At 59.6% G+C, this 14,593-nt stretch carries 12 protein-coding genes and 1 tRNA gene; 8 read left to right on the forward strand and 5 right to left on the reverse strand.

The features are described 5' to 3' along the window. Positions 1 to 42 precede the first annotated feature (42 nt). Together folK and folB are read right to left on the reverse strand one after the other, a co-directional pair. Complete coding sequence (folK, locus tag K0H48_RS24955) at positions 43 to 561, reverse strand: 2-amino-4-hydroxy-6-hydroxymethyldihydropteridine diphosphokinase (protein ID WP_219269540.1); 519 nt, start codon at positions 559 to 561, stop codon at positions 43 to 45. Continuing rightward, complete coding sequence (gene folB, locus K0H48_RS24960) at positions 552 to 905, reverse strand: dihydroneopterin aldolase (RefSeq protein WP_078739419.1); 354 nt, start codon at positions 903 to 905, stop codon at positions 552 to 554. The genes folK and folB overlap by 10 nt, the downstream gene beginning before the upstream one ends. Positions 906 to 977: 72 nt before the next feature. Between folB and plsY the strand changes: the two genes are divergently transcribed. Further along, entirely contained in the window at positions 978 to 1,547 is a 570-nt protein-coding gene (gene plsY, locus K0H48_RS24965) for a glycerol-3-phosphate 1-O-acyltransferase PlsY (RefSeq protein WP_056857845.1), read from the forward strand. 34 nt (positions 1,548 to 1,581) lie between these two features. Here plsY and tsaD read toward each other — a convergent pair whose 3' ends face one another. Further along, the gene (gene tsaD / locus K0H48_RS24970) at positions 1,582 to 2,607 is read right to left on the reverse strand and encodes a tRNA (adenosine(37)-N6)-threonylcarbamoyltransferase complex transferase subunit TsaD (RefSeq protein ID WP_017138051.1); all 1,026 of its coding nucleotides are present in this window, start codon (positions 2,605 to 2,607) and stop codon (positions 1,582 to 1,584) included. Between the two features lie 203 nt (positions 2,608 to 2,810). Between tsaD and rpsU the strand changes: the two genes are divergently transcribed. The 5 genes from rpsU to K0H48_RS24995 all read left to right on the forward strand — a co-directional run bounded on the left by rpsU (position 2,811) and on the right by K0H48_RS24995 (position 11,339). Further along, positions 2,811 to 3,026 carry a 30S ribosomal protein S21 gene (gene rpsU, locus K0H48_RS24975; RefSeq protein WP_002551877.1) on the forward strand — a complete coding sequence of 72 codons (216 nt, stop codon included), beginning with the start codon at positions 2,811 to 2,813 and terminating at the stop codon, positions 3,024 to 3,026. Between the two features lie 452 nt (positions 3,027 to 3,478). Next, the gene (dnaG, locus tag K0H48_RS24980; protein ID WP_219269542.1) at positions 3,479 to 5,449 is read left to right on the forward strand and encodes a DNA primase; all 1,971 of its coding nucleotides are present in this window, start codon (positions 3,479 to 3,481) and stop codon (positions 5,447 to 5,449) included. Positions 5,450 to 5,516: 67 nt separating this feature from the next. Then, a complete protein-coding gene (gene rpoD / locus K0H48_RS24985; protein WP_219269544.1) occupies positions 5,517 to 7,367 on the forward strand; it encodes an RNA polymerase sigma factor RpoD in 1,851 nt (616 codons plus the stop codon). A 136-nt stretch (positions 7,368 to 7,503) separates the two neighbouring features. Then, complete coding sequence (locus K0H48_RS24990) at positions 7,504 to 11,247, forward strand: EAL domain-containing protein (RefSeq protein WP_219269546.1); 3,744 nt, start codon at positions 7,504 to 7,506, stop codon at positions 11,245 to 11,247. A 15-nt stretch (positions 11,248 to 11,262) separates the two neighbouring features. Continuing rightward, positions 11,263 to 11,339: transfer RNA gene (locus K0H48_RS24995), tRNA-Ile, on the forward strand. A gap of 48 nt (positions 11,340 to 11,387) precedes the next feature. On the opposite strand, the gene K0H48_RS25000 is transcribed toward K0H48_RS24995, so the two are convergent. Both K0H48_RS25000 and K0H48_RS25005 read right to left on the reverse strand, forming a co-directional pair. Next, complete coding sequence (locus K0H48_RS25000) at positions 11,388 to 11,789, reverse strand: type II toxin-antitoxin system HicB family antitoxin (protein WP_219269548.1); 402 nt, start codon at positions 11,787 to 11,789, stop codon at positions 11,388 to 11,390. A gap of 55 nt (positions 11,790 to 11,844) precedes the next feature. Next, entirely contained in the window at positions 11,845 to 12,027 is a 183-nt protein-coding gene (locus K0H48_RS25005; protein WP_219269550.1) for a type II toxin-antitoxin system HicA family toxin, read from the reverse strand. Between the two features lie 265 nt (positions 12,028 to 12,292). On the opposite strand from K0H48_RS25005, the gene K0H48_RS25010 reads away from it, so the two are divergent. Both K0H48_RS25010 and K0H48_RS25015 read left to right on the forward strand, forming a co-directional pair. Then, complete coding sequence (locus K0H48_RS25010) at positions 12,293 to 12,739, forward strand: Lrp/AsnC family transcriptional regulator (RefSeq protein WP_058420501.1); 447 nt, start codon at positions 12,293 to 12,295, stop codon at positions 12,737 to 12,739. A gap of 167 nt (positions 12,740 to 12,906) precedes the next feature. After that, on the forward strand, positions 12,907 to 14,589 hold the full coding sequence (locus K0H48_RS25015; protein ID WP_219337605.1) for an NAD(P)/FAD-dependent oxidoreductase: 1,683 nt from the start codon (positions 12,907 to 12,909) through the stop codon (positions 14,587 to 14,589). The last annotated feature ends 4 nt before the right edge of the window (positions 14,590 to 14,593 follow it).

Raw genomic sequence — 14,593 nt, forward strand, 5'->3', positions numbered from 1 at the left:
ACAGAGGGTTTGCAAGCCAACTCCCACATTCGAACCCGGCTTTTACAGGAGAGCCGCCGGGGTCAACTGCTTGCCTCGCCATTCAAACCCGACAGGCGCCAGCACTTGGTCGATCTGCGCATCGCGCCATAACTCGGCCATTGTCTTATCGACTTCAGGGTGCACACGATCCGGCGCCATCAACGACAACGGCCACAACACAAAAGCATTCTTCAGGATCTCTGCACGCGGCAGGATCAAACCATCGAAATTCCCCACCAAGTCACCGTACAGCAGCACGTCGATGTCCAACGGCAGCCCTTTGCGGTCCGGGGCATAACGGCCATTGTCGGCCTCGATGAATTTCAAACGGCGATCCAGCTCCATCAACGGCAAGTCGGTATATGCCGACACGACGAGGTTGAAGAATGGCCCGCTCTTGATGCCCACCGGCTGGCTTTCGAACACCGCAGAGCAGCGTACATCCGTCAGGAAACTCGCCAACGCGTCCAAACCGGCACGCAGGTGCGACTCGCGCTCGATATTGCTGCCAAGGCCAAGGTAAACCTGAGTTAGCGACATCCGCGCTCGATCTCCACGCCCACGCCCTTGGCAGCCGGCACGGCACCGGGCTTGGTCAGTTTGAGGTGCAGCCAGGGAATCTGGAATTCGCTCATAAGCACTTCGGCCAGCCGCTCGGCAAAGGTTTCCACCAGTTGGTACTGGGATTGCTCGGCAAAGGCCTGGATGCGCGTGGACACACTGGCGTAATCCAGCGCCAGGGTCAGGTCGTCACCGGCAGCCGCCGGGCGATTGTCCCAGGCGAAGCTCAGGTCCAGGCGCAGGCATTGTTTGATGCCGCGCTCCCAGTCGTAGGCCCCGATCACGGTGTCGACTTCCAGGCCTTCGATAAACACTCTGTCCAAGCTCTTCTCCGCAGCACGACAAGGGCGCAATGCCCCGTTAGAATCAGGGCGTCCTCGCCCGGAATAGTTAGCATGTTTTGGTTACTGGCGATACTCGCCTACCTGCTCGGCTCGCTGTCCTTCGCCATTTTGCTCAGCCGCCTGACGGGAAATCCCGACCCGCGAATGAGTGGCTCAGGCAATGCCGGCGCCACCAATATGTTGCGCCTGGCCGGCAAAAAACTCGCCGTACTGACGCTGCTGGGCGACCTCTGCAAGGGCTTGTTGCCCGTACTGATCGCCAGCTTCGCCGGTCTTACCTTGCAACAGCAGGCCTGGGTGGGCGTGTGCGCCGTCCTGGGCCATCTGTTTCCACTGTACTTTCGTTTTCGCGGCGGCAAAGGCGTCGCGACCGCGGCCGGCATGCTGCTGGGGGTTTACCCTCCGGCAGCGCTGCTGGCCGTGCTGGCCTGGCTGCTGACGTTCTACCTGACCCGCACCAGCTCGCTGGCCGCCCTGATCGCCACGCCACTCACCCTGCCGTTGCTGGCCTGGCAGGCACCGGCGGCGTTGCTGCCGATGAGCGTACTGACACTGCTGATCGTGTGGCGCCACCGCGGCAATTTACGCGACCTGTTTGCCGGGCGCGAACGGCATTTTTAAATACCGCTGATGAACCCGGCTCAGGCCAATCCGCTTACAACGGCGAAAGCTGCTCCATCGGCCAGCGCGCCTGCACGCTGATCGCCAGGCTTTCGTGCTGCCCGGCCTGCAAGCGCTGGCAACCGGCGTAGGCAATCATTGCGCCATTGTCGGTGCAGAACTCAGGGCGTGCGTAAAACACATCGCCCTTCATGTCGCCGAGCATTTTTTCCAACGAGGTGCGCAATGCCTTGTTGGCGCTGACGCCGCCTGCGATCACCAGGCGCTGCATACCCGCCTGCTTCAGGGCGCGCTTGCACTTGATGGTCAAAGTCTCCACCACGGCCTGCTGGAACGCCAGCGCGATGTCGCAACGGGCTTGCTCACTGTCGTCCCCGGCGCTGACGCTTTGCTGCCAGGTGTTCAGTGCGGAGGTTTTCAAACCGCTGAAGCTGAACATCAGGCCTGGGCGGTCGCACATCGGACGCGGGAAGGTGTAGCGGCCCGGCACGCCTTTTTCGGCCAGCCGCGCGATCTCCGGGCCACCGGGATAATTGAGGCCCATCATCTTCGCGGTTTTGTCGAAGGCTTCGCCGGCGGCGTCGTCCAGCGACTCACCCAAAAGCGTGTATTGGCCGATTCCATCCACTTGAACCAACTGCGTGTGGCCGCCCGAAACCAACAAAGCGACGAACGGGAACTGTGGCGGTGTTTTTTCCAGCATCGGCGCCAGTAAATGGCCTTCCATATGGTGCACGCCAAGGGCTGGAATGCCCCAGGCAAATGCCAGCGCCTGGGCGCAAGAGGCCCCAACCAGAAGGGCTCCGACCAATCCGGGGCCTGCGGTGTAGGCGATCGCGTCGATCTCGGTCGGCACGCAGCCGGCCTCGTCCAACACCTGGCGAATCAAGGGCAGCATGCGCTTGACGTGATCGCGGCTGGCCAGCTCCGGCACCACCCCGCCATAAGCGCGGTGCAGGTCGATCTGACTGAACAGCGCATCGGCCAAAAGCCCGCGTTCACTGTCGTAAAGTGCGACACCGGTTTCGTCGCAGGAGGTTTCAAGTCCCAGTACTAGCATGGGTTTGCGCCTTGTAGAGGCTGAATTCGAAGGCGCGCATAATAGTCGCCACTCCCCCTCCCGACTAGCGGTTTTCGATCAGAGGCTTTGCATTCCGGTCAATGAGGGGTTAACATCCGCAACCCTTAAAAACCGACGACCTCAGCCGCGAATTTTTTGCGACGAGAACGTTGATTCCCGGTAATGAAAGAAGGTAGCTCTGGATGCCAGCCGTCAAAGTAAAAGAGAACGAACCCTTCGACGTAGCTCTGCGTCGTTTCAAGCGCTCCTGCGAAAAAGCCGGTGTTCTGGCTGAAGTTCGTAGCCGCGAATTTTATGAGAAGCCAACTTCTGAGCGTAAGCGCAAAGCAGCAGCCGCTGTTAAGCGTCACGCCAAGAAAGTTCAGCGCGAACAGCGCCGCGCCGTTCGTCTGTACTAATACACAGACTTACGTAGCAAGCTTCTGCCAAGCCCGGCCCTCAGCCGGGCTGTTGGCATTTGCGGATATCGCTTGATGCTTCACCGTCGACGCCGCACACGCGACCGAGACACTGCTTCACACGTCAGGACTGGCTCTTCTGCCAGCGGTGCGCGTCTCTTCTGACGAGCCTAACAAGGCTACTGACGAGCACACCCCTTTTTCTTGCAACACAGATTTCTACAAACAGACGATCAACTGTGTCGGCTGTGCCCATCAAGGCGTTTCCGAGGCCACTATTGGCCAACACCGGACGCACGGGCAACATTCCAAGCCGAAGACTGATAGAAATTAACGTCAGTGAATGCTCGGCAGATACACTCCCCATATAAACGACAGATGTTCGAGCACTCGATACGTGCGCTTGATCACTTCACGGGCCCTCATTTACACGCAGTGATGACGAGAACGCCATGGCCGGGCTGATTCCCCAGAGTTTTATTGACGACCTTCTTAACCGCACCGACATCGTCGACGTTGTCAGCTCGCGCGTGCAAATGAAGAAGGCCGGCAAGAACTACACCGCCTGCTGTCCGTTCCACAAAGAAAAAACCCCGTCATTCAGCGTCAGCCCCGACAAGCAGTTCTACTACTGCTTCGGTTGTGGCGCAGGCGGCAACGCCCTCGGCTTTATCATGGACCACGACAACCTGGACTTCCCCCAGGCCGTCGAGGAACTGGCCAAAGCCGCCGGCATGGAAATCCCCCGCGAAGAAAGTGGCCGCCCACACAAGCCGCGCCAACCCACCGATTCGCCGCTGTACCCGCTGCTGACAGCCGCTGCCGACTTCTACCGTCAGGCGCTTAAAAGCCATCCGCAGCGCAAGGCCGCCGTCGAGTACCTCAAGGGTCGAGGCCTGACCGGCGAGATCGCGCGGGATTTTGGCCTGGGTTTCGCCCCGCCAGGCTGGGACAACCTGTACAAACACTTGAGCAGCGACACACTGCAGCAGAAGGCCATGATCGATGCCGGCCTGCTGGTGGAAAACGCCGAGACCGGCAAGCGTTATGACCGCTTCCGCGACCGCGTGATGTTTCCGATCCGCGACAGCCGTGGCCGCATCATCGCTTTTGGTGGTCGCGTATTGGGTGACGACAAGCCCAAGTACCTGAACTCCCCGGAAACACCGGTGTTTCATAAGGGCCAGGAACTCTACGGCCTGTTTGAAGCACGCAAGAACAATCGCAACCTTGATGAAATCATCGTAGTGGAAGGCTACATGGACGTGATCGCCCTGGCCCAGCAGGGCCTGCGCAATGCCGTCGCCACCTTGGGCACCGCCACCAGCGAAGAACACATGAAGCGCCTATTTCGCGTGGTGCCCAGCGTGCTGTTCTGTTTTGACGGCGACCAGGCTGGCCGCAACGCCGCGTGGCGTGCGCTCGAAGCCACGTTGTCGAGCCTGCAGGACGGACGCCGCGCGCGCTTTCTGTTCCTGCCCGAAGGCGAAGACCCAGACACCCTGGTGCGCTCCGAAGGCACCGACGCCTTCCGCGCCCGCATCAATCAACACGCGCAGCCGCTGGCGGACTATTTCTTCCAGCAATTGACCGAAGAAGCCGACCCGCGCTCCCTCGAAGGGAAGGCCCACATGGCCACCCTCGCGGCGCCACTGATCGACAAAGTGCCGGGCGCCAACCTGAAGTCGCTGATGCGCATGCGCCTGCTGGAAATCACCGGCCTGAGCGGCGAGGCCGTCAGCCAGCTGGTGCACAGCGCGCCGCAGGAAGCACCACCGGCCTACGACCCCGGCATGGATTACGACGCCATGCCGGATTATTCCGACTTCCACCAACCGCAGGAGGCCTACGCGCCCCAGCAGGAATGGACGCCGAAGAAACCCGGTGCCGGCGGCAAAAAATGGGACAAAAAACCCTGGAGCAAGAACGGCAAGCGCGGTGACCGTGACGAGACTTACGCGCCGCGAACTCCTGTCGCTGTCGAAGCTCCAACGCTCATTGCGCTGCGCACACTTATTCACCACCCGCAATTGGCAAAAAAAGTTGAAAGCGCCGATCACTTTGCCAACGAGAGCAACACTTATGCTCAGGTACTGATCGCCTTGATCGAGGCGGTACAGAAAAATCCTAAGCTAAACTCAATTCAATTGATGGCTCGCTGGCATGGCACCGAACAAGGACGTTTGCTCAAAGCACTGGCGGAAAAGGAGTGGCTAATTGACGGCGACAACCTTGAACAACAGTTTTTAGACACCATTACTAGGTTATCCGCAGGTCAGCACACCCAGACCCTGGATGAGCTGATCAAGCGAGCAAGACAGCCGGGTTTGTCGGCTGAAGAGCAAATTCAGATAGCAAAACAGATGCGCGACCTCTTAAAACAGAATGTTTGCACATCAAACCCGACCTCAGCTGGCGTGTGAGGTCATAGCTCGGGTATAATCCTCGGCTTGTTTTTTGCCCGCCAAGACCTTCAGTGGATAGGGTGTTATGTCCGGAAAAGCGCAACAGCAGTCTCGTATCAAAGAGTTGATCACACTGGGTCGTGAGCAGGGTTACCTGACTTACGCGGAGGTCAACGACCACCTGCCTGAGGATATTTCAGATCCAGAGCAGGTGGAAGACATCATCCGCATGATTAACGACATGGGGATCAACGTATTCGAAACTGCGCCAGATAAGGATTCCCTTATGCTGGCCGACGCCGATACCGACGAAGCCGCCGCTGAAGAAGCCGCCGCCGCGTTGGCTGCGGTGGAGACCGATATCGGCCGCACGACGGACCCGGTGCGCATGTATATGCGTGAAATGGGTACCGTGGAGCTGCTGACACGCGAAGGCGAAATCGAAATCGCCAAGCGTATCGAAGAGGGCATCCGTGAAGTGATGGGCGCAATTGCGCACTTCCCAGGCACGGTTGACCATATTCTCTCCGAGTACACCCGCGTGACCACCGAAGGTGGTCGCCTGTCCGACGTTCTGAGTGGCTACATCGACCCGGACGACGGCATTGCGCCGCCTGCCGCCGAAGTGCCGCCGCCTGTCGATGCGAAAGCCGCGAAAGCCGACGACGAAGCCGAAGACGACGATGCTGAAGCCAGCAGCGACGACGAAGACGAAGTTGAAAGTGGTCCGGACCCGATCATCGCAGCCCAGCGTTTCGGTGCGGTTTCCGATCAAATGGAAATCACCCGCAAGGCTCTGAAAAAGCACGGTCGCGCCAACAAGCTGGTAATTGCCGAGCTGGTGGCCCTGGCTGAGCTGTTCATGCCGATCAAGCTGGTGCCTAAGCAATTTGAAGGCCTGGTTGAGCGTGTTCGCAGTGCCCTTGAGCGCCTGCGTGCTCAAGAGCGCGCAATCATGCAGCTGTGTGTGCGTGATGCACGCATGCCGCGTGCCGACTTCCTGCGCCAGTTCCCGGGCAACGAAGTAGACGAAAGCTGGTCCGACGGCCTCGCCAAGGGCAAAGGCAAATACGCCGAAGCCATTGGCCGCTTGCAACCGGACATCATTCGTTGCCAGCAAAAGCTGATCGCGCTGCAAACCGAAACCGGTCTGACGATTGCTGAAATCAAAGACATCAACCGTCGCATGTCGATCGGTGAGGCCAAGGCCCGCCGCGCGAAGAAAGAGATGGTTGAAGCGAACTTGCGTCTGGTGATCTCGATCGCCAAGAAGTACACCAACCGTGGCCTGCAATTCCTCGATCTGATCCAGGAAGGCAACATCGGTTTGATGAAGGCGGTGGACAAGTTCGAATACCGTCGCGGCTACAAGTTCTCGACTTATGCCACCTGGTGGATCCGTCAGGCGATCACTCGCTCGATCGCCGACCAGGCTCGCACCATCCGTATTCCGGTGCACATGATCGAGACGATCAACAAGCTCAACCGCATTTCCCGGCAGATGTTGCAGGAAATGGGTCGCGAACCGACCCCGGAAGAGTTGGGCGAACGCATGGAAATGCCTGAGGATAAAATCCGCAAGGTATTGAAGATCGCTAAAGAGCCGATCTCCATGGAAACGCCGATCGGTGATGACGAAGACTCCCATCTGGGTGACTTCATCGAAGACTCGACCATGCAGTCGCCAATCGATGTCGCCACTGTTGAGAGCCTTAAAGAAGCGACTCGCGACGTACTGTCCGGCCTCACTGCCCGTGAAGCCAAGGTACTGCGCATGCGTTTCGGCATCGACATGAATACCGACCACACCCTTGAGGAAGTCGGTAAGCAGTTTGACGTGACCCGCGAGCGGATCCGTCAGATCGAAGCCAAGGCGCTGCGCAAGTTGCGCCACCCGACGCGAAGCGAGCATCTGCGCTCCTTCCTCGACGAGTGATACCAGAACCCCCGGCCCAGGCCGGGGGTTTTGTTTTCTATAGATTAATTTCTACAGATTAACTTCCCCCGCAACACCCCTCCCCCGCAATGCCCGTCTACACTCGACACATTCCCCGTGCCATAACGAGACCGTTATGCCCAGACTGCCGACCGTGATACTGCTGTCGCTGCTGACCTGGACCGCAACGGCTGGCGCGTTGACTCTTACTGATGATGAGCGTGGCTGGCTGGCGGACCATCAGGAGCTGCGCCTGGGGGTGGACGCTTCTTGGCCGCCCTTCGAATACCGTGATGAAAATGGCCGTTATCAAGGCCTTGCTGCCGACTATGTACGCCTGATCCAGGACCGCCTGGGCGTACGGATAAAGCTGATCGAGCCGGCAAACTGGACCGCCGTGCTCGAACAGGCGAAAAACAACCAGCTCGACCTGCTGCCCGGCATCATGTCGACGCCCGAGCGCCAGAACTACCTGGCCTTTACGCGCCCGTACCTGGACTTTCCCATCGTCATCCTCGCCCATGAGGGCGGCGCGAAACCGCGCAACCTCAAAGACCTGTACGGCCTGAAGATTGCCGTGGTGGAAAACTACGCGCCGCACGAATTACTGCGCACTCACCATCCCGACCTCAACCTGGTGGCCATGCCCAACGTCAGCTCGACGCTGCAAGCCCTGGCCACCGATGAGGTGGATGCGGTTGTCAGCGACCTCGCCTCCAGTGTCTGGAGCCTGCGCCAGCTCAAGCTGGATGGTTTGTACGTCAGCGGCGAAACGCCCTATCGCTACCAGCTGGCGATGGGCGTGCCGCGCGATCAGAAAATACTGGTGGGCATCCTGGACAAAGTCCTCGCCGACCTCAGCTCCGACGAAACCGATGCGATCCAGCAACACTGGGTCGGCAGCTTCACCGATCACCGCACCTTCTGGGCCGATTTACTGATGTACGGCCTGCCGGCGGTGTTGCTGTTGAGCACAGTGCTGGCCATCGTGATTCGCATCAACCGCCGGCTCAGCTCGGAAATTGCCCGGCGGGTCGCCCTTGAGCAGGAATTGCGCAGCAGCGAATACCATTATCGTGGCCTGGTGGAGAGCCTGTCCGCGATTGCCTGGGAAGCCAGCATCACCGACTTCACCTACAGCTACGTGTCGCCCCACGCCGAAGACCTGCTGGGTTACCCCCGTGCCCATTGGCTGATTCCAGGCTTCTGGCGCAACATCATCCACCCCGCCGACCTGACGCGCGCAGAGGCATACTGCTACCGGGAAACCCGTGCCAACCGCGATCACAGCCTCGATTACCGGGTGATCACCGCCGACGGCCGTTGCTTGTGGGTGCGCGATATCGTCAGCCTGATCGAGCACGGCCATGAGCCGGTGTTGCGCGGCTTGATGATCGATATCAGCGAAGCCAAGCGTACTGAAGAAGCGCTGCAGCTTTCCGAAGAAAAGTTTGCCTCGGTGTTTCAGCAATGCCCGGACATTCTGGTGATCGCCCGCCTCTCTGACGGCTGTCTGCTGGAGGTGAACAAGGCCTTCGAGGACCAGATTGGGCTAAGCGCCGAACAAGTCGTGGGCAAAACCGCCACCGAGCTGAATATCTGGGGCGTTCAAGGCGTTGGCCCCGACCTGCTGCAACGGGTGCAGACCACCAGCATCCGCAACCTGGAAATGCCGTTTCTGCGCAGTAATGGCCAAGCGTTTACCGGGCTGATCTCCGCCGAACCGTTCCAACTCGACACCACCGAAGCCTTGGTGGTGGTGGTGCGGGACATCACCCAACTCAAGGAAACCCAGCAACTGCTGCAAACCTCCGAAGAGAAATTCGCCAAGGCCTTCCACGCCTCACCCGACGGTTTGCTGCTCAGCCGCCAGCGCGATGGGCGTTTGATCGAAGTGAACGAAGGCTTCACCCGCCTGACGGGTTTCACCAGCGCCAGTTCGCTCGACCAGTCGACCCTGGACCTGGGCATCTGGGTCGACCTCAACGAACGCAAGCACCTGCTGGAATTGATGCAACGCGACGGTTTTGTGCGCGACTTCGTCTGCCATATCCGCCGCGCCGACGGTTCGATTCGCCTGTGCGAAGTGTCCAGCCGCCCGCTGCCCATCGGCGAGGACGACTGCATGCTGACCATCGCCCGCGACATCACCGAGCGCCAAGTGATGCAGGAAAAACTGCAGCAGGCCGCCACCGTATTCGAGAGCACCGCCGAGGGCGTATTGATCACCGACACCCGGCAGAACATCAGCGCCGTCAACCGTGCCTTCAGCGAAATCACCGGCTACAGCGAAGCCGAAGCCCTCGGCAGCACGCCGCGTCTGCTCGCTTCCGGCCTGCATGACAGCGCGTTCTATGCGGCGATGTGGCATCAATTGACGGCCCACGGTCATTGGCAGGGCGAGATTTCCAACCGTCGCAAAAACGGCGAGCTGTACCCCAGTTGGCTGACCATCAGCGCCGTGCGCAACCGCGACCAGTTGATCACGCACTTTGTTGCCGTGTTTGCCGATATCTCCAGCCTCAAGCACGCCCAGGCTCGCCTCGACTACCAAGCGCACCACGACCCACTGACCGGCCTGCCCAACCGCACCCTGTTTGAAAGCCGACTGCAGGCTGCCCTCAACAGCCAGGAAGAAACCGGCAACCAAGGCGCCGTGCTGTTTCTCGACCTGGACCGGTTCAAGCATATCAACGACAGCCTCGGCCACCCCGTCGGCGACCTGCTGCTCAAGGACATTGCTGTGCGCCTCAAGGAGCAACTGCGCGACATCGACACCGTGGCACGCCTGGGTGGCGACGAATTCATCATCCTGCTGCCCGGCCTGCAACAAGCCAGCGATGCCGAACACCTGGCGAATAAACTGCTCGCCTGCTTCACCCCACCGTTCCAGGCCGGCGAGCACGAGTTCTTTATCAGCGCCAGCATCGGCACCAGCCTCTATCCACAGGACGGCATCGACGTCGCCACCCTGGTCAAAAACGCCGACGCCGCGATGTACCGCTCCAAGGCCAAAGGCCGCAACCGGGTCGAAAGCTACACCCAGGACCTCACCGCCCAGGCCAACGAACGCGTGGCCCTCGAACACGAACTGCGCCGCGCCATCGAGCGTGAAGAGCTGTTTTTGTACTACCAACCCAAGCTCAGTCTGATCACCCAGGAACTGATCGGCGCCGAAGCCTTGATTCGCTGGCACCACCCGACCTTTGGCGACGTGCCGCCGGAACACTTCATCGCCCTGGCCGAAGAGAACGGCATGATCCTGCAAATTGGTGACTGGGTGCTGGAACAGGCCTGCCATCAGATGCACGCATGGAAACTCGCCTTCAACGATTTCGGCCCACTGTCAGTCAACCTCGCCGGCGCGCAACTGCGCCACCCCAACCTGCTGGCGCGCATCGAACAACTGCTGCATGACTACCACCTGGAGCCCGGTTGCCTGCAACTGGAGATCACCGAAAACTTCATCATGAGCCAGGCCGAAGAAGCCCTCGAAGTGCTGCACCAACTCAAGCACCTGGGCGTGCAACTGGCCATCGATGACTTTGGCACCGGCTACTCATCCCTCAGCTACCTCAAGCGCCTGCCACTGGATTTCCTCAAGATCGACCAGTCCTTCGTGCGCGGCCTGCCCGACGACCCCCACGACGCCGCCATCGTGCGCGCCATCATCGCCCTGGGCCACAGCATGCAATTCACCATCATCGCCGAAGGCGTGGAAAACCCCGCACAACAAGCCTTCCTGGCCGCCGAGGGCTGCGAACAGATGCAAGGCTACATCGTCAGCCTGCCGCTGCCGCCGGAGCTTTTTGCCGAGACTTTTCTTCATATGCGGGTTTCAGACTTTTCGGATGGCACAGCACGGAAACCGTCGCTATAATCCGCGTCCTACTGAGGGCCTATAGCTCAGTTGGTTAGAGCAGGGGACTCATAATCCCTTGGTCGTAGGTTCGAGTCCTACTGGGCCCACCAAACAAGAAAGCCGCGCATTGCGCGGCTTTTTCGTGTCTGGCATTCGACTCACACGGCCAGTTCACGCAGCGCTGCTGTCGCCAAAAAACCTGAGCGCGACGCGTAGCGATGATCCTTCTGCACACGCTCATCGATGCGGTGCAACAACTGCTCCGGCAAAGAAGCGTTGAACCGCACCGACTTACCCAAGTACGGAGTCAGGTCAAAGTCGACAATCGCCCATACGCCACCGGCGTAATCCGGATTGTCCAGATGAGCATCCACCTCTTGGGCCTGAGGAAGCTTTTCTTCGTCGGCGACCAGCCCTTCGAGATGCAGCGCCAGCGCTTCCCGAACATTATCCAACGCCTCGGAAAACGAAGCGCCTGCCGAGAAGCAACCTGGTACGTCCGGAACGGTCACGCTGTAGTCCGAGTCGGCGTCTTTATGTACTACCACTGGGAATTTCATTGGTCATCCTCTGAACGAACTCAACCGAGCCCATCCAATTCCTCAGTCAAGCGCTTCAGTTGAGGCCTGCTGATTTGAAAATACTGTGCAGGGTGCCCTTGGCAATCTCTGACTTGGGATGAGGCACGGTCACACGTCCTCGCTTCTCTGGGTGTTTGAACTGGTGATGACTGCCCTTTACCGCCACCTCAAACCATCCATCCTCAACCAAAAGCTCAATCACCTCTCTGCTTCTCATCGCCCACCCTTCAGTGTGTATATTACACACTACCGAGCAGCAGCGCGTTTTTTGTACACACAAGACACACCTATAAAAAGTCTTCTCAGCCTTCAAGCAGACCTGTGTGATGAGATGATGGAGACGTATAACCCCTTTTCGCCAGCGAACAACTGTCAGTTTTTGTGCCCACACCCAATCACATTCATCGCAGCCCCGCCCACCTCCTTGCCAACACAAGCCTGTAACATATCCGATCATTGCCCATCGCACCGGAGCCCCACCCTTGCCCGCCCTCGACGAAATCGATCGCCAACTGATCGCCGCCTTGCAGATCAACGCCCGCGAAAGCGTGGCCATGCTTGCCCGGCAGTTGGGCATTGCGCGCACCACGGTGACGTCGCGCCTGGCGCGCCTGGAGAAAACCCAGGTGATTACCGGTTATGGCGTGCGCCTCGGGCAGCGTGTGGTCGATGGGGGTTTGCAGGCGTATGTCGGCATTACCGTTCAAGCGCGTTCGGGCAAGGAGGTGCTGCGCCGGTTGAGCGCCATGGCGCAGGTGCAGCAGTTGTGTGCGGTAAGTGGCGAGTTCGATTACGTGGCGTGGCTGCGCACTGATTCGCCGGAACAGTTGGACCAGCTGCTGGACCAGATCGGCAGCGTCGAGGGCGTGGAAAAAACCACCACGTCGATCATCCTCAGTAACAAATTGGACCGTGGCCAGCCAGTTTGACCAGTAACTTCGTCATTGTGACTAAAAACAATCCAATCCGACGACACATTGCGTCTTAATAACGAACGCTACGCTCCCTAAACTGGCTGCCATCTTTTCCTATACTCAACGGGCCGAATCCCGCCGAGTCGTCAGTAAGGTCAGCCATGAGCATTCCGTCCAGCACCATCAGCAAGACCAATCGCCATCCCGCCGACGGTAAAAAACCTATCACCATCTTCGGCCCGGATTTTCCGTTTGCCTTTGATGACTGGATTGAACACCCGGCCGGCCTGGGCAGTATTCCCGCCGCCAACCATGGTGCGGAAGTGGCGATTGTGGGTGCCGGGATCGCAGGTCTGGTGGCCGCCTACGAGCTGATGAAGCTGGGCCTCAAGCCGGTGGTGTATGAGGCCTCGAAGATGGGCGGGCGCTTGCGCTCCCAGGCGTTTGAAGGCGCCGAAGGCATCATCGCCGAGCTGGGCGGCATGCGTTTTCCGGTGTCGTCCACCGCGTTTTACCACTATGTGGACAAGCTGGGCCTGGAGACCAAACCTTTTCCTAACCCGCTGACACCTGCTTCCGGCAGCACAGTGGTCGACCTCGAAGGCCAGACCCACTACGCGCAGAAACTCTCGGACTTGCCGGTGCTGTTCCAGGAAGTGGCCGATGCCTGGGCGGATGCACTGGAGGCCGGCTCGCAGTTCGGTGATATCCAGCAAGCCATTCGCGACCGTGACGTGCCGCGCCTCAAGGCGCTGTGGAACAAGTTGGTACCGCTGTGGGACGACCGCACCTTCTATGACTTCGTCGCCACTTCCAAGGCGTTCGCCAAACTGTCGTTCGCGCACCGCGAAGTGTTTGGTCAGGTGGGTTTCGGCACGGGCGGCTGGGACTCGGATTTCCCCAACTCGATGCTGGAAATTTTCCGCGTGGTGATGACCAACTGCGACGATCACCAACACCTGGTGGTTGGCGGCGTAGCGCAAGTGCCCATGGGCATTTGGCGCCATGTGCCGGAGCGCTGCGCCCATTGGCCGACAGGCACCAGCCTCAGTTCATTGCATCGCGGCGCACCACGGGCGGGGGTAAAGCGTATCGCTCACGCTGCTGATGGCCGCTTCGCGGTCACCGATAACTACGGCGACACCCGCGAATACGCCGCCGTGCTGACCACCTGCCAAAGCTGGCTGCTAACCACTCAGATCGAATGCGACGAAACCCTGTTCTCGCAAAAGATGTGGATGGCCCTGGACCGCACGCGCTACATGCAGTCGTCCAAGACCTTCGTGATGGTCGACCGCCCATTCTGGAAGGACAAAGACCCGGAGACCGGCCGCGACCTGATGAGCATGACCCTCACCGACCGCCTTACCCGTGGCACCTATCTGTTCGACAACGGTGACGACAAGCCAGGCGTGATTTGCCTGTCGTACTCGTGGATGAGCGACGCGCTGAAAATGCTCCCGCAGCCCATCGACAAGCGCGTGAAGCTGGCCCTCGACGCGCTGAAAAAGATCTACCCGAAAGTCGATATCAAGGCGCGCATCATCGGCGACCCGATCACCGTGTCCTGGGAAGCCGACCCGCATTTCCTCGGGGCCTTCAAAGGCGCCTTGCCCGGCCACTATCGCTACAACCAGCGCATGTATGCGCACTTTATGCAGAAGGACATGCCCGCCGAACAGCGTGGGATTTTTATCGCCGGTGACGACGTATCCTGGACGCCTGCGTGGGTCGAGGGCGCGGTGCAAACCTCGCTGAATGCGGTGTGGGGCATCATGACCCACTTCGGCGGCGGCACTCACCCCGAGAACCCGGGCCCAGGTGATGTCTTTGACGAAATCGGCCCGATCGCCCTGGCCGATTAAGGAG

The sequence above is a fragment of the Pseudomonas sp. Xaverov 259 genome, from assembly GCF_019352915.1.
GTDB lineage: Bacteria > Pseudomonadota > Gammaproteobacteria > Pseudomonadales > Pseudomonadaceae > Aquipseudomonas.

What these genes read in the sequence shown, in the direction of transcription:
- folK (WP_219269540.1), bottom strand. Translation starts at nt 561, where the DNA reads ATGTCGCTAACTCAGGTTTACCTTGGCCTTGGCAGCAATATCGAGCGC.
- plsY (WP_056857845.1), top strand. Translation starts at nt 978, where the DNA reads ATGTTTTGGTTACTGGCGATACTCGCCTACCTGCTCGGCTCGCTGTCC.
- tsaD (WP_017138051.1), bottom strand. Translation starts at nt 2,607, where the DNA reads ATGCTAGTACTGGGACTTGAAACCTCCTGCGACGAAACCGGTGTCGCA.
- rpsU (WP_002551877.1), top strand. Translation starts at nt 2,811, where the DNA reads ATGCCAGCCGTCAAAGTAAAAGAGAACGAACCCTTCGACGTAGCTCTG.
- dnaG (WP_219269542.1), top strand. Translation starts at nt 3,479, where the DNA reads ATGGCCGGGCTGATTCCCCAGAGTTTTATTGACGACCTTCTTAACCGC.
- rpoD (WP_219269544.1), top strand. Translation starts at nt 5,517, where the DNA reads ATGTCCGGAAAAGCGCAACAGCAGTCTCGTATCAAAGAGTTGATCACA.
- K0H48_RS24990 (WP_219269546.1), top strand. Translation starts at nt 7,504, where the DNA reads ATGCCCAGACTGCCGACCGTGATACTGCTGTCGCTGCTGACCTGGACC.
- K0H48_RS25000 (WP_219269548.1), bottom strand. Translation starts at nt 11,789, where the DNA reads ATGAAATTCCCAGTGGTAGTACATAAAGACGCCGACTCGGACTACAGC.
- K0H48_RS25005 (WP_219269550.1), bottom strand. Translation starts at nt 12,027, where the DNA reads ATGAGAAGCAGAGAGGTGATTGAGCTTTTGGTTGAGGATGGATGGTTT.